Below are 25,247 nucleotides of genomic sequence, written 5' to 3'. Positions count from 1 at the left end.
CGCCGATAGGCTTGGTCGATGACCACACCCGAGCCCACGCCGTCGTCCGCCGACTCCGCGTCGCCGTCGGCATGGCGAGCGACCCCCGCGCCGGGCACGTGGAACCCTCGGCTCGCGCTTCTCGTCGCGGCGACGTACTTCATGGAGTTCCTCGACGGCACGGCCCTCTCGACGGCCTTGCCCGCCATCGGCACGGACTTCCGGGTCGTTCCCGCTGACGTCAACGTGGCCATGACGGCGTACCTCGTCGCCGTCGCGATGGGCATCCCGTTCAGCTCGTGGCTTGCCGAGCGCTTCGGATCCCGTCGCGTGTTCTGCTCGGCGATCGCGGTTTTCACGCTCGCCTCGCTCCTGTGCGCGCTCAGTCCCAACCTCGGCGCGCTCACGGCGTTCCGCGCCCTGCAGGGCTTCGGCGGCGCGATGATGGTGCCGGTCGGCTCGCTCGTCGTCCTGCGCGGCACGCCCAAGGACCAGCTCCTCACGGCGACCGCCTACCTCGTGTGGCCGGGCCTCCTCGCGCCCGTGATCGCCCCGCTCGTGGGCGGCGCCCTCACGCAGTACCTCTCGTGGCACTGGATCTTCCTCGTCAACCTCCCCCTCGGCCTGGCCGCGTTCCTCGCGGCGCTGCGGCTCGTGCCCCGCGGGGGATCGGACCGCGAGCGGCGGCTCGACTGGCCCGGGCTCGTGCTGACCACCGCGGGGGTTGCGGCCGTCGTCGTCGGCCTCGAGCTCTTCTCGGAGGGGCGCCCCGCTGGATGGGCGACGGCGGCGCTCGCCGCGGGTGCCGGCGCGCTCGCCGCGGCCGTGTGGTGGATGCGGCGCGCCCCACGGCCGCTCTTCGACTTCCGCGTCCTCGGCGTGCGCACGTTCCGGGCGACCCAGACGGGCGGCTTCATCTACCGGCTCACCATCATGGCCGTCCCGTTCCTCCTCCCGCTCCTGTTCCAGGACGGCTTCGGGTGGGACCCCGTGCATTCGGGGCTCCTTGTCGCGGCGGTGTTCGTCGGGAACATCGGGATCAAGCCGACGACGACGCCGCTCATCCGCCGCTTCGGATTCAAGCCCGTGCTCGTGGTCGCCGCGGCAGTCTCCGCGGCGACGTTCGCGGCCTGCGCGCTGCTCACGCCGTCCACCCCCGACGTGCTCATCGCCGGGCTTCTGCTCGTGTCCGGGGCCTTCCGCTCGATCGGCTTCTCGGCGTACATGACCGTCCAGTACTCCGACGTCTCGGGCGCGCAGCTCCCGAGCGCCAATGCGATCGCGAACACGCTCGTCCAGCTCGCGGCGGCGCTCGGCGTGGCCGTCGGGGCGCTCCTCATCCGCGTCGGCGCGGCTTTCGGCCCGGACGGCGCGGACCACGCGATGCCGTACCGCGTTGCGTTCGTGGCGATCGCCGCGCTCATGCTCGTGAGCGTCGCCGACAGCCTCCTGCTCCCGCGCCACGCAGGGACCCAGGTGAGCGGGAGGCGCTGAGCGTGCCAACCTGCATCGACTGCTCCGTAACTGTCGTTTTGAGCGCCTAAAACGACAGTTCTGGAGCAGTCGATATCGCACCGGCCCGGTAGAGCTTCTGCCGCTGCCGCCCGAGCCCCTCGATCTCGGCCTCGAGCGTGTCCCCGGGCGCGAGGTACGGGAACCTCCCCGAGAGCGCGACGCCGGCGGGCGTCCCCGTGAGGATCACGTCGCCGGGCTCGAGGAGCATGTACTGGCTGCAGTAGCGCACGAGCTCGGTGGGCCCGAACACGAGGTCGTCCGTGTGGGCGTCCTGGCGGGCTTCGCCGTTGACCCAGCTGCGGACGCGGAGGGCTGACGCGTCGAGCTCGTCGGCGGGGACGAGCCACGGGCCGAGCGGCGTCGAGCCCGGGAGGGACTTCCCTTTGGTCCACTGGCCCGAGCCGGACGTCTGGTAGTCGCGTTCGGAGAGGTCGTCCGCGAGCGTGTACCCCGCGATGCAGGCCGCGGCTTCGCCGTCCGTGGCCAGATAGGACGCTGCGCGGCCGACGACGATCGCGAGCTCGGCTTCCCAGTCGAAGGCAGCGGACGACGGCGGAATGGGCGCCGGATCGTGCGGGCCGACGACCGTGTTGCTCGGCTTGAGGAACACGATCGGGGCCGTCGGGAGGTCGAGCCCGGACTCGGCTGCGTGCGCCGCGTAGTTGAGGCCGATGCCGATGACGCTGCCCGGCCGCGCAACGGGTGCCCCGACGCGAAGGCCCTCGGCGCCGTCGATCTCGGAGAGCTCCCTGGCGGCGAGGGCCGCGCGGACTCGCGTGACGCCGTCGTCCGCGAGGAAGGCTCCGTCGATGTCCGAGGTGAGGGGGCTGAGGCTGTAGGCGTGCTCGCGGCCGTCCGGGCCGACGGCGAGCACTGCGGGCTGCTCCGAGCCGCGGTCGCCGAGTCTGAGGAACTTCATCGGGCCTCCGAATCGTATATTCCATATTATGGAAACTTACTTCCGATACACGAGAAAGACTAGCCGAAATGCCCCGGTTGGGCCAAGTTGAGCGCACTCGACTCAACTTCATTTGACATCCAGAACCCGCTGCGTAGACTTGAGTGCAGATCGCTCAACTTGATCGGGCCTCTTCTGGGTGCCTCGGCGGTTGGCTTCTGTCCATGAGCAAAACAGCAGGAGGAACTATGTCCCGCGCAGTCGGCATCGACCTGGGTACCACCAACTCCGTCGTCTCCGTCCTCGAGGGCGGCGAGCCGACGGTCATCGCCAACGCCGAGGGCGGCCGCACCACGCCGTCCGTCGTCGCGTTCTCCAAGACCGGCGAGGTCCTCGTCGGCGAGATCGCCAAGCGCCAGGCGGTCAACAACATCGAGCGCACCATCGCGTCCGTCAAGCGCCACATGGGCACCGACTGGACGATCGGCATCGATGACAAGAAGTACACGCCGCAGGAGATCTCGGCGCGCATTCTCATGAAGCTCAAGAACGACGCCGAGTCGTACCTCGGCGAGAAGGTCACCGACGCGGTCGTCACCGTCCCGGCGTACTTCAACGACGCCGAGCGCCAGGCCACGAAGGAGGCCGGCGAGATCGCGGGCCTCAACGTGCTCCGCATCATCAACGAGCCGACCGCGGCCGCGCTCGCGTACGGCCTCGACAAGGGGAAGGAAGACGAGCTCATCCTCGTCTTCGACCTTGGCGGCGGCACGTTCGACGTCTCCCTCCTCGAGGTCGGCAAGGACGAGGACGGCTTCTCGACCATTCAGGTCCGCGCGACGGCGGGCGACAACCGCCTCGGCGGCGACGACTGGGACCAGCGCGTCGTCGAGTACCTCCTCGGCCAGCTCAAGCTCAAGGGCATCGACCTCTCGAAGGACCGCATCGCCCTCCAGCGCCTCCGCGAGGCCGCCGAGCAGGCCAAGAAGGAGCTCTCGTCCTCGACGAGCACGAACATCTCGCTCCAGTACCTCTCCGTGACCCCCGACGGCCCGGTGCACCTCGATGAGGCCCTCACCCGCGCGAAGCTCCAGGACCTCACGAAGGACCTTCTGGACCGCACCAAGAAGCCGTTCCACGATGTCATCGCCGAGGCCGGCATCAAGGTCTCCGACATCGACCACGTGGTCCTCGTCGGCGGCTCGACCCGCATGCCCGCCGTCTCCGAGCTCGTCAAGGAGCTCACGGGAGGCAAGGAGCCCAACAAGGGCGTGAACCCGGACGAGGTCGTCGCCGTCGGCGCCGCGCTCCAGGCCGGTGTCCTCAAGGGCGAGCGCAAGGACGTCCTCCTCATCGACGTGACCCCGCTCTCGCTCGGCATCGAGACCAAGGGCGGCGTCATGACGAAGCTCATCGAGCGCAACACCGCCATCCCGACCAAGCGCTCCGAGACGTTCACGACGGCCGACGACAACCAGCCGTCCGTCTCCATCCAGGTGTTCCAGGGCGAGCGCGAGTTCACCCGGGACAACAAGCCGCTCGGCACGTTCGAGCTCACGGGCATCGCCCCGGCCCCGCGCGGCATCCCGCAGATCGAGGTCACGTTCGACCTCGACGCGAACGGCATCGTCCACGTCTCCGCGAAGGACAAGGGCACGGGCAAGGAGCAGTCGATGACCATCACTGGCGGCACCGCGCTGTCCAAGGAGGACATCGAGCGCATGGTCTCCGACGCCGAGGCCCACGCGGCCGAGGACAAGAAGCGCCGCGAGGCCGCCGACCGCCGCAACACGGCCGAGCAGCTCGCCTACTCCGTCGACAAGCTCATCGCCGACAACAAGGACAAGCTGCCCGAGGCGGTCAAGACGGAGGTCCAGGCCGACGTCGACGCCCTCAAGAAGGCGCTCGAGGGCACCGACGACGAGGCCGTGAAGGCCGCGTTCGAGAAGCTCCAGCACTCGCAGTCCAAGCTCGGCGAGGCCATCTACGCGGGCTCGCAGGGCGCCGCTGGCGCGGATGCCTCGAGCGACGGCTCGCACACCGCGAGCAGCGCCGGCTCGGCCGGGGCGGCCGGGCACAAGGAAGAGGACATCGTCGACGCGGAGATCGTCGACGAGGACGAGAAGAAGAAGTAGGCCATGGCTCCCCACCACGGCAACGACGACGAGCACGAGGTTCGCGGCGAGCCGCAGAAGCCGGTGATCCGGGACAACCGCAAGGTTGATCCGGTCACCGGCGGGGTGCGGCAGCCCGACCAGGGTGCGAGCGAGAAGGCGAACGACGGCGGCCGGGCGGCTTCGGCCGACGCCGGCGGCCCGCAGCGCGGCGGCTCCGAGCACGAGGACCTCCGTCCCGTGGACGAGGCCCACGACGCAGAGGACGTCCTCGCCCAGGCCGAGCGCATCCTGAGCGAGGCGGCCGGCATCCAGGACGAGGCTGCCGAGCTCCGCGAGGACCTCCAGCGCCTCCAGGCCGAGTACATCAACTACCGGAAGCGTGTGGACCGCGACCGTGCGGTCGCGGGCGAGGTCGCCGTCATGGGCGTCCTCACCTCGCTCCTGCCCGTGCTCGACGACATCGACGCGGCGCGCGCCCACGGCGACCTGTCCGACGGGCCGTTCGCGTCGATTGCCGCGAAACTCGAGCAGATCCTCACGAGCCACGGGCTCGAGCGGATCGATGCGACCGGCGTCGAGTTCGACCCGAACATCCACGAGGCCCTCATCCAGCAGCCCGGCGAAGGCATCACGGTGGACACCGTGCAGCAGGTCCTGCGCTCCGGCTACCGGACGCAGGCTCGGGTGCTGCGGGCTGCGCAGGTCATCGTCGCCGTTCCTTAGCTCGGAGCCGGGACGCCGCGGAGGATGAGGGGCCCCGCCCCTGGCGCGGGGGGGGGGGGGGGGCCCCCCCCCGGGGGGGGGGGGGGGGGGGCCCCCCCCCCCCCCCCCCCCCCGCGCTCCGACAGCGGATGCGGCCTTCCCGAAGCTCGCAAGCTCGCACCGGGTCCCTCGGCCGCGATCCTTGTGTCACTCCCGGGCCCCTCCCTCATCCGCCGCGGCTTTCGCGTGCAGGTCGCCTATGCGGCTGTCGGCGTAACGTTAGTTTTCGATGCAGTGAAAGGAGGCCCTTGTGGCCAGTCAGGATTGGGTGGAGAAGGACTTCTACTCCATTCTCGGCGTGCCCAAGGACGCCTCTGAGGCCGATATCAAGAAGGCCTATCGCAAGCTCGCCCGCCAGTACCACCCGGACCAGAACCCCGGGGATGCCGAGGCCGAGAAGAAATTCAAGGACATCACCGAGGCCAACTCTGTGCTGAGCGACGCCGAGGAGCGTCAGCAGTACGACGCGATCCGGGCCATGGGCGGGGCGCGATTCTCGGCCGGCGGTCCCGGCGGCGGCGCTGGCGCGGGGGGCTTCGAGGATCTTTTCGGTGGGCTGTTCGGCGGAACCGCGGGCCGTCATTCGCGCGGCTTCAGCACGGGCGACCTCCCGCCGGAATTCGCCGACCTCTTCGGCGGCTTCGGCACGGGCGGCGGATTCCAGGCGCCGCAGCAGAAGGGCGCCGACAGGCAGGCGACGACGACGATCTCCTTCGCGGGCTCGATCCGCGGCACGACGGTGGGCCTGCGCGAGCAGAACGGCGACGTCATCGACGTCCGCATCCCCGCAGGCATCCGCGACGGGCAGAAGGTCCGCGTGCGCGGCAAGGGCGGGCCAGGATCGGCCGGGCCCGGCGACCTCATGGTCACTGTCAACGTCACGCCGCACGAGTTCTTCGTGCGCGACGGCGACAACATCCGCATCCACGTTCCCGTGAGCTTCGACGAAGCAGCCCTCGGCGCCAAGATCGACGTGCCCACGCTCGACGGCCAGCACGTCACCATGAAGATCCCCGCGGGCACGGGCTCCGGCAAGACGCTCCGCGTCAAGGGACAAGGCGTCAAGACCACCAAGGGCGCGGGAGACCTCCTCGTGACGATCGACGTCGTCGTGCCCCAGAACCTCTCGAAGGAAGCCGAGGAAGCCGTGCGTGCCTTCGCCGCGGCGACCGCGAAGAACTCCGAATCCAACCCCCGCGCGGGGCTCGCAGCAAGAGCGAGGCTCTGAGCCATGGCCATCGATCCGTACGCTCCGATCTTCGTGATCTCCGTAGCGGCGGAGCTGGCCGAGATGCACCCCCAGACGCTCCGCCAGTACGACCGCCTGGGGCTCGTCTCGCCGTCGCGGCAGCCAGGCCGCCAGCGTCGCTACTCGCAGCACGACGTCGAGCTTCTGCGGGAGGTGCAGCGCCTCTCGAAGGACGGCGTCTCGCTCGAAGGCATCAGGCGCATCCTCGAACTCGAGAATCAGGTCGCGGCCCTCAGATCCCGCGTCGCCGAGCTCCAGCGCGAAGTCGAGGACGCGCGGCGCGGCGGCGCCGAGTCCCGCCGCGTCTTCGCTGCGGGAATCGGGGGCGACGTCGTGACCCTCGCCCGCGGGCAGCGGCCCGAGCAGCGCTCGCACGCCGTCGTCGTGTGGCGGCCCCGGCCCGAGTAGGTCCCGGCCCGAGGAGGGCCCGGCCCGAGTAGGGCCCGGGACCGATCTGACCACGCGTAAGGCGAGATCCGGCCACGCGTCCCGGACGAGTCGCCACCTCTCGCCGGACCCGTGGCCACTTCTTGTTCTCGCCCAAGGTTCGCCCAACGTTCACCTCGGCCTCCCGCGTGGGGCACGCTCCGCCGTCGTACGGTCGAAACGTTGCCGGCCAGCCTGAGCGAGGAGCCCCATGAGCACGAACCAGCACCCCGTCGTCCTGCCCGCCGAAGTCCTCGAGGCGCCTGACGACGAAGTCGTCGACGCGAACATCGACGTCGTCAACGCGATGTATTCCGAGCTGCTCGGCGAAGAAGAGATCGCGGTCAACGCCCTGCGCAGCTACTACGTCGACTTCTACTTCACGGAAGTGCTCGACGGCGGATTCGCCCAGTACGCCGTGAGCGCGGGCGATCGCGAGGAGATCGACGGCTACGTCCGCGACGGACTCCGCGAGATGGGCGCCGCGAAGCACCTCGAGCTCTTCGACGCGATCGTCGCGGCGTTCGACGCGCTCGACGACAACGATGAGGAGATCTACATCGTGGGCGACGGCGAGCCGACCGACGCCGTCAAGGCCGTCGAGGACCTCGACGAGCGCTTCGAGGAACTCCTCGCCGTCGAGGACCTCGTCGCCCTCAACGCGGCATGGCTCCGCACGCAGGAGGGCCTGCTCGCGCTCGACGACGACGGCATCGAGGACGAGATCGCTCGCCGCGTCGGCCTCATCCCCGACCTCGAGGAACGGCGAGCCGAGGCGGCGGAGCTCGAGGAGGGGCTCGACGACGAGGGCTTCGGCGACGCTTACGACGACGACTTCGATGACCTCGACGACGCCGAAGATGCCGACGACGCCGAAGATGCCGACGACGCCGAAAACAAGGATGACGCGCACGCGCCGGCCGAGCACGCCCCCGAGAACGCGGCGAAGTAGCCGCTGAGACGCGACGATGCGGGGCGTCCCCCGGGAGCGCCCCGCATCAGGCTAGGCCGCGCCGCCAAACTGCGGACAGGCCTCGTTCGAGCACCCATGGTCGCGCGGGATCCAGCGTCCGTCCTCTTCACGCCACACGATGTGGCGATGCTGCCCGCACAGCTCGCAGGTCGGGGCGACGAACGTGTGCCTCTCCTCTTCCGTGTAGCTCCGGAAGCCTGACATGACTCCTCCTAGCTTTCGGGGACATCCAATCTACTCCCCGGTTCAGGAGCCCACCAGACGCGGAGCAGCTCGCTCGATCAGTAGCCCAAGTTGTCCGAGCCGCCCGAAAGCTTGGCCTGGATCATGGTCCCGTCGGCGCCCAGGACGTACCACACGCCCGCGACGCCCTGCCCGGTTGCCTTCCCGGGGCCGGTGTCCTTCGAGTAGTAGTAGATCGGCATGCCGTTGACGGTCACCTGCATCTTCCCGTCGGCCGTCTGGATGCTGCCGAGCTTGCCCGTGACGCCCTGGAGCGCGGGCGGCTCGCTGCTCGTCACGGCGGGCCACAGGGAGGCGCATCCGCCGACGCACGCACTCTTCGCGGTGCCTGGGTTGTCGCGCGTGTAGACGTAGACCGTCATGCCCTTGCCGTCGACGATGATCTTCTGCCCGCCGATGGTCGCCGTCGTGAGGGTGAGCTCCGCCGCGTGCGACGGCGAGCTGGACGACGACGGCGCCTGTGCCCCGTAGCCCGAACTGCTCGGTGCGGATGACGACGTCGCCGGCGGAGAGGACGACGATGGCGACGTTGCCGGGCTGCCGCCGCATCCGGCGAGCGCGAGCGCCGTCGAGACCGCGGCGAGGGCGAGAGCTGCCCGCTTGTTCATGATTCCGCCTTCCGGTCGTGGGACGGCTGCTGCCGCTGACCATGAGACGACCGGCCGGGCCGTTTGGTTCACGGCGCGGCGGACCAGCTCCTCCGCGCGACAATGGCTGTGAACCGTTTGGACGCGCGAGTCGTCTAGAGGGGGAACGGTTCGATGAGGCAGCCGGGAGGCCCCATGCCGATGGACGAGGATGCGGTCGCGGCGATCTACCGCGACCACGGCGCCGCGCTCAGACGCTTTGCGCGCGGGGCCGTCGAGAGTGACGAACAGGCTGAGGACATCGTGCAGGAAGCCATCATCAGGGTGTGGCGGCTCGCGCCCGAGCCCACCGCCGGACTGCGGGCCTACCTGTACCGCACGGTCCGGAACCTCATCGTGGACCAGCACCGGGCGCAGGCCCGCCGCCCACGCACCGTCGCGTCGATCGAGAACAGCTTCGACGCCGCGATCGTCGCAGAACGCGTCGACGACCTCCTCGATCGGGTCGTCATGGAGGAGGCGCTCATGCGGCTCACGCGGGAGCATCGCCAGGCCCTCGTCGCGGTCCACTATCGGCGCCTCAGCGTCGCCGAGGCCGCGGAGGAGCTGGGTGTCCCCGTCGGGACGGTCAAGTCGCGCTGCTTCTACGGGCTCAAGGCGCTGCGCGCGGCGCTCGACGAACTGGGGGTGGAACGGTGAACCATCGGGATTTCCGGATGTCGCTCGGAGCCTATGTTCTGGGTGGGCTCGAACCGGAGGAAGCGCGCGACGTCGAGGCCCATCTCGCCTCGTGCCCCGAATGCCGCGCCGAGATCGACCAGCTCGACGTTCTGCCGGCCCTGCTCGACGTCGTCCCCGCGCCCCGCGCCGAGGCACTCGCAGGCCTCTCGACTGCTTCCGCGGCCGTCGCCGTCCCATCCGCCCTCCTCGCAAGGGTGCGGGGCCGCCGTCGTTCGCTGCGGGTGCGCTGGGTCGGCGTCGTTGCGGGAGCCGCCGCGGCGTCCCTCGCCGGGGGGATCGCGCTCGGTCCCGCGCTCGGGCGGCCCCCGGCTGAGCCGATCGCGACTCCCACGCAGAGCGTCGTGCCGGCCGCGAGCGCGAGCCTGGTCTCCCCGGACGGGGCGCACATCGACGTCGCATTCGTGCGCAAGGGCTGGGGCACCGAGCTCGACCTCGTGTGCCGGGGAATGCCGAGCGAAGGCGTGTTCAGCGTGTGGATCGTGACGGCGGACGGCGAGCGGGAGCGCGCCGCGAGCTGGAGCTCGACGGGCTATGCGGGCCAGGCCGTCCTGACCGGGGCGACGTCGTATCAGCTCGCCTCGATTCGGAGCATCGAGGTCCGCGACGAATCGCAGAAGACGCTCGCGAGCGCGACGCTGAGCTGACCAGCGCCGCGGAAGGACTTGAAGAGACCTCGCCAGAGGGTGTCGGATTGGCGCGGGGCTGTTCGTTGCATGGGTGAGCGGCCGCCCACGCGGGGTGTCCCCCAACCGAAGGGAGAACCGACATGCAGTACCTGGTTTCCGTGATCAATGACAGCTCTGACCTCGCGACCGACAGCGAGCAGGCCGCCATCGACGTGTTCAATGAGCAGCTCATCGCCGACGGCTATTGGGTGTTCGCCGGCGGACTCGGGGGGCCGGACATGGCGACCGTCCTCGACAACCGCGGCGAGGCGCCGGTGTTCACCGACGGGCCCTTCGTCGAGACGAAGGAGTACATCGTCGGCTTCTGGATCCTTGAGGCGCCCGACCTCGACGTCGCGCTCAAGCTCGCCGCCGAAGGGTCGAAGGCCTGCAACCGGAAGGTCGAGGTGCGGCCGTTCCTGTGAGTGCGAGCGATGCGCGGGAGGCGATCACCCGAGCCCACCGCGAGGAGTGGGCGCGGGTGGTCGCCACCCTGACGCGGCGTTTCGGCGACCTCGACCTCGCCGAGGAGGCTGCTGCGGAGGCGTTCGCGACCGCCGTCGAGCGGTGGCCGGCCGACGGCGTGCCGCCCAACCCAGGTGCCTGGCTCACCACCACGGCGAATCGCAAGGCCATCGACCGGATCCGGCGCGAGAACAAGCGCGACGACAAGCAGAGGGAGGCGCTCGCGTTGCACGACGACGACCCTCCCGAGCCTCTCGGCGCCATCGAGGACCAGCGGCTCAGGCTGATCTTCACGTGCTGTCACCCCGCGCTCGCGATGGAGGCGCGCACGGCGCTTACGCTCCGCATGGTGGGTGGCCTGACCATGCCTGAGATCGCGCGGGCCTTCCTCGTGCAGGAGGACGCCATGGGGCGGCGGATTACCCGCGCGAAGGCGAAGATCAAGGCGGCGCGCATTCCTTACAGAGTCCCGTCCGCGGAGGATCTGCCGGCCCGGGTCTCTGGCGTGCTCGCCGTCCTCTTCCTCGTGTTCAACGAGGGCTACCTCGCGAGTGGCCCCGACACCGATCCCGTGCGCCCCGACCTGACCGCCGAGGCGATCCGGCTCACCCGACTGATCCGCGCCCTCATGCCGGACGACGGCGAGGTGGCCGGGCTGCTCGCGCTCATGCTTCTCATCGAGGCCCGTCACGCGGCCCGGGTTTCGGCGCGCGGCGAGTTGGTCCCGCTCGGCGAGCAGGACCGCGGTCTGTGGGACGGGGCGCTCATCGCAGAGGGCCATCGGCTCGTGCGCGAGCGGCTGGCCTCGGGGGTGGCGCCTGGCCGCTACCAGATTCTCGCCGCGATCAACGCGGTCCACACCTCTGCGCGCGAAGTCGGCGATACCGACTGGTCGCAGATCGTGGCGCTCTACGACCAGCTCGTACGCCTCGATCCCTCGCCGATCATCGCCCTCAATCGCGCGGTCGCCGTCGCCGAGCTCGACGGCCCGGAGGTGGCGCTCGCCGTCGTCGACCGCCTCGGGGACACGCTGTCCGGCTACCGCGCCTACCATGCCGCGCGCGCCGACCTGCTGCGCAGGCTGGGACGCAGTCACGAGTCGCTCACGGCCTACGACCGCGCCATCGAGCTCGCGGGCAATGCCGCCGAGACCGTCTTTCTGACCCGTCGCCGGGACCAGCTGGGGTGGTGCAGCGGCCCAGCAAAGATGACGAGGGGCGAGCCTCGGTCAGGCGCGGTGGTCGATGGATTCGGCGCCGCATCAGGCGTTGCCCGCGGTCCGCGGCGGTACCATGATGGCGTCAGTTGACGCGCCAATTGTGAGCCAGGAGTCCGGCGTGACAGGGAGAATCGGGGTGCTGGAGCGCTTCTCGCTCCTGCACGAGGCCGACCTCGATGCCATGAGGGACTGTGTGTCGCGCTATCTCAGTCCCCACCGGTCAGAGCCATTGGGACACGGTGGGGCTGGGGTCCGGACGGACGTGGCCGCCGCGTCGCTCGGGTCGCTCACGCTCGTGTACGCAGACCATCGCGGCGCCGAACTCGGCGTGCGGCTGACCGAACAGGTCGACTACTACGACGTGAACATGTCGTGGGGCGGCCACAACCGGATCGTCTGCGGAGACGACGAGGTCATCGTCTCCCCGGGCACAGCAGGGATCATCTCGCCGCACACGAAAGTGGCCATGCACTTGAGCGAGGACTATCGCCAGATGCACGTGCGCATCGAGCGTTTCGCTCTCGAGCGGCATCTCGAGGGGCTGCTGGACCGGCCGATCGCGGCGCCCCTTCGGTTCCGCCCGGCCATGGACCTGAGCCTCCCGGCGGCCCGCTCGTGGGAGCAGGCGGTGCGGCTGCTGGCCAGTGACCTCGACGAGCCGATGGGCCTGGGGAGCACGCCCACCGAGTCCAACCCGTGGTCGTCGTTCCTCATGACTGGCCTGCTTTTGGCCCAGCCGCACAACTACTCCGAGCAGCTCGCTGCCCGGCAGGAGAGGGCGCACCGGCCCGCACCTCTCAAGAAGGCGATCGACCTCATCGAACTGGAACCCGAGTCGGATCTCTCGATTGAACGGCTCGCTCTTGCCGTCGGAGTGAGCCCTCGCTCGCTGCAGCGCCACTTCCAGGAGCACGTCGGCGTGAGTCCGCGGGAGTTTGTCATGCAGGTTCGTCTCGCGCGCGTCCACGACGCTCTGCGTGCGGCCACGCCGGGCGACGGAAACACGGTCGCGGACATCGCGCTCGGCTGCGGCTTCAGCCATCTGGGGCGGTTCGCGGCTGCCTACCAGCAGCGCTACGGCGTGCCGCCGTCCGTGACGCTTCGTTCCTGATCTGGACCTCCCGCCACAAGGTTCTGTCGCCGCTCGGATCAACCCGTCGCATATCGGATCGCGTCCGTAACTGGCTGTGTCTAACGTCACTTTTGTCCAATCGACAAGGGAGTTAGGTTATGGACCACGATTACGACGTTGCGGTCGTCGGCTACGGACCCACGGGGCTCGTGCTCGCGTCACTGCTGGGGAAGGCGGGCCACAAGGTTGTGGTCTTCGAGCGCTGGCCAGGTCTCTACGGCCTGCCCCGACTCACCCACATCGACGGCGAGACCGCCCGAATCATCGCGAGCGTCGGTGACCTCGGGCACGCCCTCCGGGACGCATACCCGATCCCGGATTACCGCTACTTCAGTGGTGAGGGCGAACTTCTCATCGAGCTCGACTGGCGCGGCGAGTCATGCGGGCACCCGGCGCATATCTCGATGTACCAGCCGGACATCGAGGACGCCATCCATCAGCAGGTCCTGGCGACGGGCCATGTCGAGGTCAACCAGGGATGGGCGGTCGTCAACGTCCGTGCGGCGGACGACGGCGTGCAGGTCACCGCCCGGCCCTGGACCAAGGACCGAACTGGCCAGTGGTCGCACTCGGATGAGGAGCGCACGGTCACAGCCAAGTACCTCGTCGGTGCCGACGGTGCCGGCAGCCTCGTGCGGGCCACCCTCGGCATCGAGCGGAGCGACAACGGCGTGGACGACCGCTGGCTCAACATCGACACCGAGAGGCTGCGGGAGCTGCCCGAGCGCTTCATGAAGGTCACCCAGTTCTGTGATCCGAAGCGTGGGCACATGTACATGCCGATCGGTCGGAGCCGGCAGCGCTTCGAACTCGCAGTCCTGAAGGGCGAAGACCAGGACCGGTTCGAGGACCGGGAGTTCGCGTGGCAGTGGCTGCGGGAGACGCACGGCCTCGGTCCCGAGGATGTGAAGATCCTGCGCCAGGTCGTCTACACCTTCCAAGGCCGCATTGCCGAGCGGTGGAGGCAGGGCCGCGTCTTCCTCGCCGGCGATGCCGCGCACACCACCCCGCCGTACATGGGCCAGGGAGCGTGCTCGGGCATGCGCGACGGGATCACGCTCGGCTGGAAGCTCGATCTGGTACTCCGCGGCAAGGCGGATGACAGCCTGCTCGACACGTACGAGGCCGAGCGCCGACCCCATGCCACGGCGATCACCGAGATCTCGACGGCGCTGGGCAAGGTGGCCAATACCCACGACCCGGTCGAGGCTAGGCTCCGAGATGAGGCGTTCCGCACCGGCAGTGTGCCGCCGCCACCGCCGTTCCCGACCATCGTGGCCGGGGTCATCCAGCACGACGGCGAGGGCAGGCCAAGCGGCCTCGCCGGCACCCTGGCGCCGCAGGGCGTCGTGCGTCGGAACGGGCGGGAGGGCCTCTTCGACGACGTCGTCGGCCGCGGCTTCTCAGTCGTCAGTGCCCGCGACACTTGCGCCGTGCTCACCTCGGTGCAGCGGCAGTTCCTCGCTGAGCTCGGCGCCGCGATCGCCACCGTGCAGCCGGGCGCGGTCGACTCGGTCGACGACGTCCGTGGCACCTATGCGGGCTACTTCGACCAGCACGGGATCGAGGCCTTCATCGGCCGCCCGGACTACCACCTGTTCTGGGCCGGAAAGCTCGCAGAGCTCCCGGCGGCCCTCGACGAGCTCAAGGCGCGCCTCGCCTGGCTCCCGGCGAAGGAGCTCGTGTGAGCGCCGCGCCCTCCGCGGGCACATCGACGGGCATTCCTCCCACTGACGCCCTCTGGCGGGCCATGGGCCCGACGCGCCTGCTCGACTGCGGCATGGACTACGCGGACCTGCTCGGCCTGCAGCGGCTCACCGGCGAGGGGGTCGCGTGGGACGACGCGGCCGAACAGCTGGGGTCGCAGCGGATGGCCACAGGGCGTGAAGCCGAATCGGCTGGGCACGCCGTCACGGCAGTGCAGTCGTATCGCGCCGGCGCGGCGTGCTTCCTCTTCGCTCAGATGGCCCACAGCTTCGACGTCCCCCGCAAGCGTGCCCTGTACGCGCTTTTCGACCAGGCGGTCGCCTCGGCCGGGCGGCTGCAGGCTCGAACCTGGGAACGGGTCGAGGTCCCGTTCGGGGCCGGCCGGATGTTCGGGTGGCTCGTTGCCCCCGACGCTCCGGTGCGTGGCACGGTCGTGGTTTTCGGCGGGCAGAGCGGTTGGGGCGCGGCGTATCTCCGCCAGGCCGACGAGCTCAACCGCCGAGGGCTCGCGGCGCTGCTCGCCGAAGGACCGGGGCAGGGCGCCACGCGCCTCGAAGGCGGCGTTCTCCTCGACGTGGACGTCCGTGCGGCGTACTCCGCGTTCGTCGGCGAGGTGCTGGCCCGTGGCATGGGCCCGGGAGTAGGCCTGTGGGGCAACAGCATGGGTGGGCTCTACGCCGCCACGACCGCGGCCTCGGATGCCCGCGTCGGCGCGGTGTGCGTCAACGGCGCCCCCGCCCGCCCGGTGCTCCTTCCCTTCCGCGCCTTCCGAGAGCAGGCTTTCGCGATGCTCGGGAGCGACGACCCTTCCACCGTCCAAGACAACTTCGATCGTCTCGCCCTCATGCGCGGCGACCGGATCGAATGCCCCCTCCTGGTGCTCCACGGCGGCGCAGACCCGCTCATCAGCCTCGAGGACCAGCAGCCCTTCCTCGACGCTGCGAGCGACGGCACCCTCCGGGTCTGGGACGACGGTGAACACACCATCTACAACCACTCGACCGAGCGCACCGCCTCCGTCGCGGACTGGTTTGCCGACGTCCTCAGCCGAGAAGGAGAAACAGAAGCGTGAGCCACTCACCACTTGCCTTTGACCATGTGACCCTGGGACAGCGGGTGCTGTTCGGGTCGGGGAGGGCCGCCGAGCACGTGGCCGCTGCCGTCGGGCACCTCGGCGCGAAGCGGGTGATGGTCATCGCCGCAGCTCAAGAGGCCGAGATCGCCCAGGGAGCGGCGGCGGGGATCGAGGTCGCGTACGTGCACAGCGACGTCGTCATGCACGTGCCGGCCAAGGCCGCCGACGACGCGCGGGCCGCCGCCGAAGAGCGCGGCATCGACCTCATCGTCTCCGTGGGAGGGGGCTCGACGACGGGTCTTGCCAAGGCCGTCGCGCTGACCACCGGAATCCCGATCGTTGCGGTCCCGACTACCTATGCGGGATCGGAGGCGACCAACGTGTGGGGCCTGACCGAGGGGGCACGCAAACGGACCGGGGTGGACGACCGCGTCCTGCCGGTGACCGTGGTGTACGACGCGAAGCTGACCCTGTCCCTCCCCGTCGGCCTTTCCGTGGCGTCCGGCTTGAACGGGATCGCGCACTGCGTGGACTCGATGTGGGCGCCCCGGGCGGACCCGATCAACTCCGCCATGGCCGCCGAAGGCATCCGCGCCCTGGCCGCAGGCCTGCCGGCCATCGCGACGGAGCCGTCCGACCTGACCGGGCGGGAACTGGCCTTGTACGGGGCCTACTTGTCCGCGGTCGCGTTCGCCTCCGCCGGGTCTGGCATGCATCACAAGATCTGCCATGTGCTGGGAGGCACGTTCAACCTCCCCCACGCCCAGACCCACGCGACCGTGCTGCCGTACGTGCTCGCGTTCAACGCCCCGGCCGCCCCCGAGGCGGCAGCCAGGATCGCGGCCGCCTTCGGCGCCGCCGACGCGCTCGGGGGCCTCCAATCCCTGCGAGAGAAGCTCGACGCCCCAAAGGCGCTGGCCGACTACGGGTTCACCGAGGGCGACATCGCCGAGGCTGCGGCCGTGGCGCTGCCTGCCATCCCGGCCTCCAATCCCCGCCCCGTCACGGCCGCGAACCTGACCGCCCTCCTGACTGCGGCCCTGGCCGGGGAGAGCCCCCAGACGTTCGCCGAGAACGCCGACTGACCACCGAAGGACGAGACCGCCATGACCGATGACACCACCGCCGCGACCGTCTCGGGGGAGCAGGCCAAGATCGAGCAGGCCCTGACCGACCGTGTTGTCGCGTCGTTCGGTGACACCCAAAACCCGAGGCTCCGCCAGCTGCTGGATGCCCTGACCAGACACCTTCACGCGTTCGTCCGCGAGGTGCGCCTGACCGAGGAAGAGTGGAACGCCGCGATCAGGTTCCTCACCGAGACGGGGCACCTGACCGATGACAAGCGCCAGGAGTTCATCCTGCTCTCCGACGTCTTCGGCCTCTCGATGCAGACCGTCAACGTCAACAACAAGACCCACGGGGACGCCACGGAGGCCACCGTGTTCGGACCGTTCTTCCTCGAGGACGCCCCCGAGATCCCGATCGGCGGGGACATCGCCGGGAGCGCTCACGGCCAGCCCTGCTGGGTCGACGGAACTGTCAGCGACACCGACGGAAACCCGGTGCCGGGCGCCCGCATCGAGGTGTGGGAGGCCGACGACGAGGGCTTCTACGACGTTCAGTACGCCGACGGCAGGGTCGCCGGGCGTGCACACCTCTTCGCGGACGACGAGGGCCGATACGCATTCTGGGGGATCACACCGACCCCGTATCCGATCCCACACGACGGACCGGTCGGGAAGCTGCTCGCCGCCGTCGGGCGATCCCCACTCCGCTGCGCGCACCTGCACTTCATGGTCACCGCGCCGAACCTGCGCACCCTCGTCACGCACATCTTCGTCGAGGGCGACCCCCAGCTCGTTGCGGGCGACTCGGTCTTCGGTGTCAAGGACTCCCTCATCAAGCCCTTCCACACCCAGCTCGCGGGGACCCCCACCCCCGACGGGCGCGTCCTCAGCGGTGACTGGGCCCGCACCACGTTCGACATCGTCCTCGCGCCTGTCAGCTGACGGTGACGCGGGCGCGGGCCGCCGCACATCCCTTCGGTCGCCAGCCCCGATCCCTCGGCCGCGCCGTCAGCCGCGCGCGCCCGCGGCGTCGAGCGCCGGTTCCGGCCGGGCCGCAGGCCTGGGAACCGCCGTCGTACGGGCCCGGCTCCGATGCACCGCGACGACGCCGGCGATCACCACAAGGCACCCGACCGGCTGGTTCCAGCTCAGGCTTTCGCCCAGCAGCATGGTCCCGAGAACCACGCCCACGAGAGGGGTCAGGTACGTGACCGTCGAGGCCGCCACGGCGCCCCACTGCGTCACAATCGCGGTGTTCCAGATGTATGCGATGCCTGTGCCGAAGACGCCGAGCAGCACGAGCGCGCCGACGGCCCCAAGGCTCGGCGACTGCAGGGGCGCGACCGCGCCGAGCAGGGGCGCGCACACGAGCGCAACGGCGGCGGCCATCGTGAGCTGCACGGTTGAGACGCTGAGGGCGTCGTAGCGATAGCGCCCGACGACGAAGCGCCGCAGGTACGCGAACCCGAGCCCGTAGCACGCTGTTGCGCCGAGGCACGCGAGCTGGGCGGGGAGCGAGCCGAGGGCGGGCGCGATGGCGTCCCCCGCGAGGCCCCACGGCCCCACGACGAGGACGACGCCGGCACCCCCTATCGCGACCCCCATCGCCTGCCGCGGGGCGAGCCTTTCCAGCGGGACGACGGCGGCCGTCGCGAGGGCGGTCATGAGCGGCGTCGAGGCGTTGAGGATCGCCGAGAGGCCCGAGGGGAGCGATTCGCCGGCCCACGCGTAGAGGCCGAATGGCGCGACGCAGAGCAGGATTCCGACGGCGGCCATGTGAGCCCAGAACCGGGGCTCGCGAGGCCAGGGCCGATCGGTGACGACCATGATGGTGCGCAGCGTCAGAGCCCCGAGGACGATCCGCCCCACGGTCACCTGACCCGGTGTGAACGCCCCGAGAGATTCCTTGATGAGCAGGAAGCTAGCGCCCCAGACGAGGGCCAGCGCGACGAATGCGGCGGTGAGGGCGAAGCGGCGGGTCATGTCCTCACTGTCGCCCCGCCGTCGTCATGAATCAAATACATTGAACGCATTTGGCTATACCATGAATGCATGGCACCGACCGTTCCGCAGTTGCGCACGCTGCTCGCCGTCGTCGACAGCGGCTCCTTCACGTCGGCGGCCCAGCTTCTCGGCGTGAGCCAATCGTCCGTGTCCCGGACGCTCCGTGCGCTCGAAGAGGACATCGGCGGGATCTTGCTGGACCGCGAGCGGGCCAACGCGCCCACCGTGCTCGCGGGCGAGGTGATCCCCCACGCGAGGGCTGCGGTCGCGGCGTTGGACGCGCTCGACGGAAGCATGCGCGCCCGGTCCGGGGTGCCCGAGGGCCGTGTCCGGCTCGGCGCCGTTCCGACCGTGTGCCAGGGGCTCGTCCCCGGGCTGCTGACCGTGTGGGCCGCCCGCCTGCCGAAGGTCGAGGTGAGCCTCTTCGAGGGCGACGACGACGAAATCCCCGAATGGCTCGAAAACGGCACCGTCGACGCCGCGATCCTCGTCGACCCGCACCCCGATCCTCCCGGATCCGTGGTCGTCGGCGCGGACGAATACTGTGCCGTGGTGCGGCGCGATCACCCGCTCGCGGGGGAGGAGCGGATCCCGCTGCGAGAGCTCCATGAGGACGGCCTCATCGTGAACACGGGCGGGTGCGAGAACGAGGTCCGCCGAATCCATGCCAAGGCCGGCATGCCGTTCGAGATGCGACAGCGTGTGCGCGAGCTCGCGACCCTCATCGTGATGGTCCAAGAGGGCGTCGGGGTGGCCATCATGCCGGGCCTGGGCGCGGCCATGCTCCCTGACGAGCTCCAGATGGTTCCGCTCGAGCCGACCCTCGGGCGCCGACTCGTCCTGAGCGGCCCGGCCAACCGCGCGTGGAACCCGCTCGCGGAGGCCCTCGTGGGCGCGCTGCGGGCCAGATAGTGCGGTGAGATACGTCCTGCGCGTCCACAGGCCTGGAGTCTTTGGGTGCTTTGCGTCGGCTGGGTTGGTCGCTGGCGTCTACGAGTTGTAGTCGATTCCGCGGACGGCAGCGACGCTGGACAGCGTGCTCGGCGCGTTCGCTTTCGCCCTCATCCTGACGTTGACGGCGGCCCAACTCCTCTGGGGCCCGCTACTTGCGGTGATGGGTGAGATTGGTCTGCGCAGAATCTTATGGCCGGTGGTTCTGCCCGTCGCGACGGCCGTTCTTGCGGCATTCGCGAGCTCTCTTTGTCCGCGGCCCGTTGGATAGGGGCGGGCGGCGAGCGAACGGCCGACGCTGAGACGCGTTGTGGCCGAGAAGACGGGCCGAGTCCGTCTTCTCGGCCACAAGCCGTCTTTCCCAGGAGTGCCCTGCCTTTCGGACTTGCCTCGCGCTGAAACTTGAGGCAAACGTCCGATTCTGGGGCGTTCCGCGCGTCGGGGCGGGTGGCCCGGACGAAGTCGCCCGACGCCCCGGCCGAGGGCGACGGCGCCGGCCGTCGCTCGACGCAGGCTCGCGAACGCTAGTCGTGCACCGCCGTCAGGTCGAAGATCACTCGCCCGGCTTTGAGGGCCTTGTTCTCGAAGCTCGTGAGCACGCGGCCCTCGAACCGCGGCGCCCACCCGCCTACGGAATCGGTCTCGCCCGTCGGCTCGCAGTCGACCCCGGAGGCCCACGCCGCCGTGAGGGGGCTCGCCGCCCCGGTGCGCTCGCCGTCGTGCGCGTTGCGGAACGCAGGCGAGGCGACGACGACGTCGCGCATCTGCTGCGCGTAGCCGGACCAGTCGGTCGCGAGCCGCCACAGGCCGCCCGGCGCGAGGACGCGAGCGGCGAGCTCCGCGAACGAATCGTTCACGAGCCGCCGCTTGTGGTGCTTAGTCTTGTGCCACGGATCGGGGAAGAAAACCCAGACCTCGCTCGCGGAGCCCGGGGGCAGCATCGTGCCGAGGACCTCCGGCGCGTTGGCCTGGACCACGCGGACGTTCGTGAGTCCGCGCTGCGCGATGCGCAGGAGCGTGTTGGCGAGGCCGGGCCGGTACACCTCGACCGCGAGGAAGTTGCGTTCGGGGCTGGCCTCCGCGGCGGCGACAACGGCCTCGCCGAGCCCGGAGCCTATTTCGATCACGAGGGGAGCCGGACGCCCGAATTCGGCCCCGGCGTCGAACACGTATTCCGGGTGGACCGACGTGTCGGCGACGTGCCGGGGGACGTCGACGACGAAGGCCTCCGCGTGCTCGTCCCACGCCTGCTGCCGCCGGCCCTGAAGCCGCGTGCCGCGGCGCACGAAGCTCACCGGCTGGCGCCGGTACGTGCCGAAGGACGCCTGGCTGCCGGGGGTGATCGGGTTGGCGTCGCCTGGCTGGTGCTCGGCGGCGGGGGATTCGGGGTGCTCGCTCATCGCCCTCAAGCCTAGTTCAGGGGTCACCTCCCGAGGGTGCCGGTTCGTCGAGGGGTCACCTCCCGTGGGTGCCGGTTCGTCGAGGGGTCACCTCCCGTGGGTGCCGGTTCGTCGAGGGGTCACCTCCCGTGGGTGCGCGCGCCACGCACCCACGGGAGGTGACCCCTGAACGGTCAGACGCTGAGGTCCTTGCCCTTCGTCTCAGGCAGGCTGAGCACGACGGCGACGGAGACGAGCACCATGACCACGGCGTACACATTGAACATCCACGGCTGCTTCACGACGTCCGTGAAGAGGGTCTGCAGGTACGGGGCCGTGCCGCCGAAGGCCGCGACGGCGATCGCGTAGGGTACGCCGACGCCGGCCGTGCGCACCTTGGCGGGGAACAGCTCAGCGTACGCGGCCGGGGCGATCGCGGCGCCCGCCGCGATGAAGATGAGCATGACGGACATCGAGACGAAGAGCTGCCACAGCGAGTCGTGCAGGAGCCACGTCATGGGGAAATGCAGGACGGCGCATCCGAGGCCGCCGATGATGAGCACGGGCTTGCGTCCGATCCTGTCGCTCAGCTTGCCCCACAGTGGGAGAACCGCGAGGAAGACGAGGTTCGCCGCGAACCCGTACCAGAGCGCCTGCCCCGGGTCCAGCTTGAGGCTCGTCGCGGCGTACGTGGGCGCGACGATGGCCCACACGTAGTAGATGACCGTGAGGCCGACCGTCATGCCGATGACCTGGAGAGCCTGCTTGCGGTGTTCGAGGATGTCCTTGATGAGCCCCTGCGACTTGTGGTGAGCGGTGTCGAGCTCCTCGAACGCCTCGGTCTCGGGCATGCGGGCGCGCATGACGAGCCCGTAGAGGCCCATGAGCGCGCCGAGGATGAAGGGGAGACGCCAGCCCCACGCGGCCATGTCCGCCTTGGGAAGGGCGGCCGCGAGGATCGCGCCGATGAGCGCGCCGGTCATGTTGCCGAGCGTGCCCGAGAAGTAGATGAGGGTGGACCAGAAGCCGCGCTTCTCGCGCGGGGCCATCTCGGAAAGGTACGTCTGCGAGGAGGGGAGCTCGCCGCCGTGCGCGAGGCCCTGCACGAGCCGCGCGACGAGGAGCACGAGCGAGGCAAGCGCACCCACGGCCCCGAACGTCGGGGCGATGCCGATGAGGAGGCTGCCGACGGCAGCGAGCGCGACCGTCATCGTCATCGACGTCTTCCGCCCGAATCGGTCGCCGACCCAGCCGAAGACGAAGCCGCCGAACGGGCGGGCCACGAAGCCGACGGCGAAGATCGCGAGCGTCGAGAGGATCGCCGAGGTCGGGTCGGACGGGCTGAACAGCTGCTTCGAGAAGTACGGCGCGAAGGTCGCGTAGATGGCCCAGTCGTACCACTCGGCGGCGTTGCCGATGCCGGTGCTGACGAGCGTGCGACGCGCGGAGGGGGCGACGACGGCGGCGCTCGCCGTGCGCGTGCTGGGGCCGGTGCTGGCTGTCATGGATGTCTCCAGGGGGCGGTGGGTGCGGGGGAGTGGTGGGCGTGGATGCGGTGGGCGAAGCCCCCGGACGGCCGGGTGTGCGGACCGTCCGGGGGCGGCGGCCGTCAGCGGGCGGCGAGTTCCGCCGTCTTGGCGAGGGCGAGCTGGGCGTACAGCGCCGCGCCGTCGGTGAGGACCGAGTCGTCGAACGCCGCGAACGGGGAGTGGTTGAACGCGGTCGTCGTGGGGTCGACTCCCGCGGGAACGGCGCTCAGCCCGATGAAGCTCCCGGGGACCTCTGCGAGGACGCGCGAGAAGTCCTCCGAGCCGCTCAGAGGCTGCGCGAGGCGCGAGTGCCGCCCGTCGAAGAGCTCGTTGATGGTCGACTCCGCGAACTCCGTCTCGGCCACGTCGGTGACCGTGAGCGGGTATTCGGCCGCGTAGCGCACGTCGACCTCGAGGCCGTGGGCGTGGGCGATGCCCTCGAGAAGGCGCGGGATAGCGCGCTGCATGCGGTCGCGGTTCGCATCGGAGAACGTGCGGATCGTGGCGTCGAACTCGGCGGCGTCCGGGATGACGTTGCGCTTCGTGCCCGCAGCGAGCCGCCCGACCGTCACGACGCACGGATCGAACATGTTGAACTGGCGCGTGACCATCGTCTGGAGCGCGAGGACCATCTCCGCGGCGACGGTCACGGGATCCTTGGCCGCATGCGGGGCGGAGCCGTGCCCGCCCGCGCCGCGCACCGTGACGAAGAGGCCGTCGGAGGCGCTCATCATGACGCCGGGGCGCGTCACGAAGCGCCCGTGCGGTTCCATGGACGAGAAGACGTGGAGGCCGAAGGCCGCGTCGGCGCGGCGCCCCGCGGCGTCGAGGACGCCTTCGCGCACCATGACGCTCGCACCGTCGTAGCCCTCCTCGCCGGGCTGGAACATGAGGACGACGTCGCCCGCGAGCTTGTGCCGATTGTCCGCCAGGATGGTGGCCGCGCCGAGAAGCATCGACGTGTGCAGGTCATGCCCGCAGGCGTGCATCGCGCCGTCGATCCGCGACGTGAACTCGACGCCCGTGCGCTCCTGGACGGGGAGGCCGTCCATGTCCGCGCGAAGGAGCACCACGGGTCGCTCGGCCTGCGCCGCAGATCCCTGCACAGTGGACGACGACGGCGACCCGCCGTCGTCGTCGTTCTCGCCGCCGCGGTGCTCGGCGCGAGCGGCCGATCCTCCCGTGCCGCGGAGCACTGCGGTGACCGACGTCGTGTCGGTGCCCGTGCTGAGTTCCAGCCCGAGGCCGTCGAGGACGGCGAGGACCTTTTCCTGCGTGCGGGGGAGGTCGAGGCCGATCTCGGGCTCCTGGTGGAGGGCATGCCGCCACGCCGTGAGTGTGTCCTGCAGGCCGCGTGCCTCGTCGATCAATTCGGCTCCTCCTTCACGGCGCCGGACGGCGCCCACGTGTGGCGTGCGCCACGTTTTTTGTGTTCGTCAGACAGTGTGCGGGACGCCGTATTTCCCGCGCGTAAAAATGCAATAATCGCTCACATGGATTCTGCCCGGCAGAGATTTCTCTCATGGGGTGCCCCCGTCGTCGAGCTTTCGGAGGACGATCTCGCCCTCCTCCACGCGCTGCAGATCGCCCCGCGCGTCGCCTGGCTCGACGCCGCCGACATCCTCGGCGCGCATCCCGCGACGCTCGCGCGCCGGTGGGAGCGCCTCCACTCGGCCGGGCTCGCGTGGGTGACCGCCCACCTCAAGGGCGACCCGTCCGAGATGGTGCTCGCGTTCGTCGACGTCGAATGCGTGCCGGGCCGCCGCGAGGAGGCCGTCGCGGCGCTTGCGGTCATTCCCGTTGTGCAAACGATCGACGTCGCGACGAGCCAGCCCGAGATCGCCCTCACGGTTTTCGCGCGCAACCTCTCCGAATGCGCGGAGTCGATCCTTCCGCGCCTCGCCACGGCGCCCGGGGTGAGCCGGATCCAGACCGAACTGTGCACGCGCCTCCACTCGGGCGGGCACTCGTGGCGGCTCGCGGCCCTCGATCGCGAGCAGATCGCCGCGTTCTCGGCACTCGCGCGGTCCGAGCCGTTCAGCGGCCGGCTCCCACCCGCGTGCTTCGACCTCCTCCCGCTCCTCGCCCGCAACGGGCGCGCGAGCGCCGCGGACATGGCGCGCGAGCTCGGCCGCAGCCCCGCGACCGTCCACCGGCAGCTCGCGCGCGTGATCGGGAGCGGCCTGCTCTCGTTCCGATGCGAGGTCGCGCAAGGGCCAGCGGGGTATCCCGTCGCGTGCAAGTGGCTCACGAAAGTCCCGCCGGGCCAGCACGTCCAGGCCGCCGCGGCGCTCAGCGGCCTCCGGAACGTGCGTCTCGTCGCGTCGACGACGGGCCAGACGAACTTCACGATCATGATGTGGCTGCGCACCGTGGCAGACGTCATGACCGCGGAGCTCGCCCTCCAGGAGCGGATTCCCGGGATCGAGCTCGTCCAGAGCACGGTCATGCTGAGCAGCGTCAAGCGCGTCGGGTGCATGCTGAGGCCGGACGGTACGGCGACCGGAGACGTGGTCGCGTCCCCGATCCTGATAGAATGACTCAATTGGGCCGCGGCCGCGGCG

24 protein-coding genes are annotated in these 25,247 nt (G+C 70.1%); 17 read left to right on the top strand and 7 right to left on the bottom strand.

What is annotated here, in order from left to right; genetic code table 11:
• Nucleotides 1-18: 18 nt before the first annotated feature.
• Complete coding sequence (locus RBS12_RS09225; protein ID WP_307965788.1) at nt 19-1,473, top strand: MFS transporter; 1,455 nt, start codon at nt 19-21, stop codon at nt 1,471-1,473.
• Nucleotides 1,474-1,519: 46 nt separating this feature from the next.
• On the opposite strand, the gene RBS12_RS09220 is transcribed toward RBS12_RS09225, so the two are convergent.
• Nucleotides 1,520-2,413 (bottom strand): fumarylacetoacetate hydrolase family protein, encoded by an 894-nt coding sequence (locus RBS12_RS09220; protein ID WP_307965787.1) that lies wholly within the window; start codon nt 2,411-2,413, stop codon nt 1,520-1,522.
• A 227-nt stretch (nt 2,414-2,640) separates the two neighbouring features.
• Between RBS12_RS09220 and dnaK the strand changes: the two genes are divergently transcribed.
• The 5 genes from dnaK to RBS12_RS09195 all read left to right on the top strand — a co-directional run bounded on the left by dnaK (nt 2,641) and on the right by RBS12_RS09195 (nt 7,898).
• Nucleotides 2,641-4,527 (top strand): molecular chaperone DnaK, encoded by a 1,887-nt coding sequence (gene dnaK, locus RBS12_RS09215; RefSeq protein ID WP_307965785.1) that lies wholly within the window; start codon nt 2,641-2,643, stop codon nt 4,525-4,527.
• Between the two features lie 3 nt (nt 4,528-4,530).
• Entirely contained in the window at nt 4,531-5,232 is a 702-nt protein-coding gene (locus tag RBS12_RS09210) for a nucleotide exchange factor GrpE (RefSeq protein ID WP_307965784.1), read from the top strand.
• Nucleotides 5,233-5,521: 289 nt separating this feature from the next.
• On the top strand, nt 5,522-6,499 hold the full coding sequence (locus RBS12_RS09205) for a DnaJ C-terminal domain-containing protein (RefSeq protein WP_307965783.1): 978 nt from the start codon (nt 5,522-5,524) through the stop codon (nt 6,497-6,499).
• A 3-nt stretch (nt 6,500-6,502) separates the two neighbouring features.
• Nucleotides 6,503-6,928: a heat shock protein transcriptional repressor HspR gene (locus RBS12_RS09200; RefSeq protein ID WP_307965782.1), complete on the top strand. Its 426-nt coding sequence runs from the start codon at nt 6,503-6,505 to the stop codon at nt 6,926-6,928.
• 229 nt (nt 6,929-7,157) lie between these two features.
• On the top strand, nt 7,158-7,898 hold the full coding sequence (locus tag RBS12_RS09195; protein WP_307965781.1) for a hypothetical protein: 741 nt from the start codon (nt 7,158-7,160) through the stop codon (nt 7,896-7,898).
• A 51-nt stretch (nt 7,899-7,949) separates the two neighbouring features.
• Here RBS12_RS09195 and RBS12_RS09190 read toward each other — a convergent pair whose 3' ends face one another.
• Together RBS12_RS09190 and RBS12_RS09185 are read right to left on the bottom strand one after the other, a co-directional pair.
• Nucleotides 7,950-8,123 carry a hypothetical protein gene (locus tag RBS12_RS09190; RefSeq protein ID WP_307965780.1) on the bottom strand — a complete coding sequence of 58 codons (174 nt, stop codon included), beginning with the start codon at nt 8,121-8,123 and terminating at the stop codon, nt 7,950-7,952.
• A gap of 77 nt (nt 8,124-8,200) precedes the next feature.
• On the bottom strand, nt 8,201-8,770 hold the full coding sequence (locus tag RBS12_RS09185) for a hypothetical protein (RefSeq protein WP_307965779.1): 570 nt from the start codon (nt 8,768-8,770) through the stop codon (nt 8,201-8,203).
• 174 nt (nt 8,771-8,944) lie between these two features.
• Between RBS12_RS09185 and RBS12_RS09180 the strand changes: the two genes are divergently transcribed.
• The 9 genes from RBS12_RS09180 (at nt 8,945) to RBS12_RS09140 (ending at nt 17,762) form a co-directional block, all read left to right on the top strand.
• Complete coding sequence (locus tag RBS12_RS09180) at nt 8,945-9,448, top strand: sigma-70 family RNA polymerase sigma factor (protein WP_307965927.1); 504 nt, start codon at nt 8,945-8,947, stop codon at nt 9,446-9,448.
• Nucleotides 9,449-9,465: 17 nt separating this feature from the next.
• Nucleotides 9,466-10,134, top strand: a complete 669-nt coding sequence (locus RBS12_RS09175; protein ID WP_307965778.1) for a zf-HC2 domain-containing protein — start codon at nt 9,466-9,468, stop codon at nt 10,132-10,134.
• Nucleotides 10,135-10,256: 122 nt separating this feature from the next.
• The gene (locus tag RBS12_RS09170) at nt 10,257-10,580 is read left to right on the top strand and encodes a YciI family protein (protein ID WP_307965777.1); all 324 of its coding nucleotides are present in this window, start codon (nt 10,257-10,259) and stop codon (nt 10,578-10,580) included.
• A complete protein-coding gene (locus tag RBS12_RS09165; protein WP_307965776.1) occupies nt 10,577-11,929 on the top strand; it encodes an RNA polymerase sigma factor in 1,353 nt (450 codons plus the stop codon). The genes RBS12_RS09170 and RBS12_RS09165 overlap by 4 nt, the downstream gene beginning before the upstream one ends.
• Nucleotides 11,930-11,957: 28 nt before the next feature.
• Nucleotides 11,958-12,950, top strand: coding sequence for an AraC family transcriptional regulator (locus RBS12_RS09160; RefSeq protein WP_307965775.1), 993 nt, complete (start codon nt 11,958-11,960; stop codon nt 12,948-12,950).
• A gap of 119 nt (nt 12,951-13,069) precedes the next feature.
• The gene (locus tag RBS12_RS09155; protein WP_307965774.1) at nt 13,070-14,659 is read left to right on the top strand and encodes a bifunctional 3-(3-hydroxy-phenyl)propionate/3-hydroxycinnamic acid hydroxylase; all 1,590 of its coding nucleotides are present in this window, start codon (nt 13,070-13,072) and stop codon (nt 14,657-14,659) included.
• Entirely contained in the window at nt 14,656-15,750 is a 1,095-nt protein-coding gene (locus RBS12_RS09150; RefSeq protein WP_307965773.1) for an alpha/beta hydrolase, read from the top strand. The genes RBS12_RS09155 and RBS12_RS09150 overlap by 4 nt, the downstream gene beginning before the upstream one ends.
• The gene (locus tag RBS12_RS09145; RefSeq protein ID WP_307965772.1) at nt 15,747-16,838 is read left to right on the top strand and encodes a maleylacetate reductase; all 1,092 of its coding nucleotides are present in this window, start codon (nt 15,747-15,749) and stop codon (nt 16,836-16,838) included. Before RBS12_RS09150 ends, RBS12_RS09145 begins: the two co-directional genes overlap by 4 nt.
• Nucleotides 16,839-16,859: 21 nt before the next feature.
• Nucleotides 16,860-17,762: a dioxygenase gene (locus RBS12_RS09140; RefSeq protein WP_307965771.1), complete on the top strand. Its 903-nt coding sequence runs from the start codon at nt 16,860-16,862 to the stop codon at nt 17,760-17,762.
• Nucleotides 17,763-17,828: 66 nt separating this feature from the next.
• On the opposite strand, the gene RBS12_RS09135 is transcribed toward RBS12_RS09140, so the two are convergent.
• Entirely contained in the window at nt 17,829-18,803 is a 975-nt protein-coding gene (locus tag RBS12_RS09135) for a DMT family transporter (protein ID WP_307965770.1), read from the bottom strand.
• 69 nt (nt 18,804-18,872) lie between these two features.
• Here RBS12_RS09135 and RBS12_RS09130 point away from each other — a divergent pair, with 69 nt between their 5' ends.
• A complete protein-coding gene (locus RBS12_RS09130; RefSeq protein WP_307965769.1) occupies nt 18,873-19,736 on the top strand; it encodes a LysR family transcriptional regulator in 864 nt (287 codons plus the stop codon).
• Nucleotides 19,737-20,299: 563 nt separating this feature from the next.
• On the opposite strand, the gene trmB is transcribed toward RBS12_RS09130, so the two are convergent.
• From trmB to RBS12_RS09115, 3 genes are all read right to left on the bottom strand, one after another.
• Nucleotides 20,300-21,175: a tRNA (guanosine(46)-N7)-methyltransferase TrmB gene (trmB, locus tag RBS12_RS09125; protein ID WP_307965768.1), complete on the bottom strand. Its 876-nt coding sequence runs from the start codon at nt 21,173-21,175 to the stop codon at nt 20,300-20,302.
• Between the two features lie 173 nt (nt 21,176-21,348).
• Nucleotides 21,349-22,659, bottom strand: a complete 1,311-nt coding sequence (locus RBS12_RS09120; RefSeq protein ID WP_307965767.1) for an MFS transporter — start codon at nt 22,657-22,659, stop codon at nt 21,349-21,351.
• Between the two features lie 104 nt (nt 22,660-22,763).
• Complete coding sequence (locus tag RBS12_RS09115) at nt 22,764-24,053, bottom strand: M20 family metallopeptidase (protein ID WP_307965766.1); 1,290 nt, start codon at nt 24,051-24,053, stop codon at nt 22,764-22,766.
• 123 nt (nt 24,054-24,176) lie between these two features.
• Here RBS12_RS09115 and RBS12_RS09110 point away from each other — a divergent pair, with 123 nt between their 5' ends.
• A complete protein-coding gene (locus tag RBS12_RS09110) occupies nt 24,177-25,223 on the top strand; it encodes an Lrp/AsnC family transcriptional regulator (protein ID WP_307965765.1) in 1,047 nt (348 codons plus the stop codon).
• Nucleotides 25,224-25,247: the final 24 nt, after the last annotated feature.

The organism is Sinomonas sp. ASV322 (genome assembly GCF_030908245.1).
GTDB lineage: Bacteria > Actinomycetota > Actinomycetes > Actinomycetales > Micrococcaceae > Sinomonas.
This window is presented reverse-complemented; position numbering and strand designations above follow the sequence as displayed.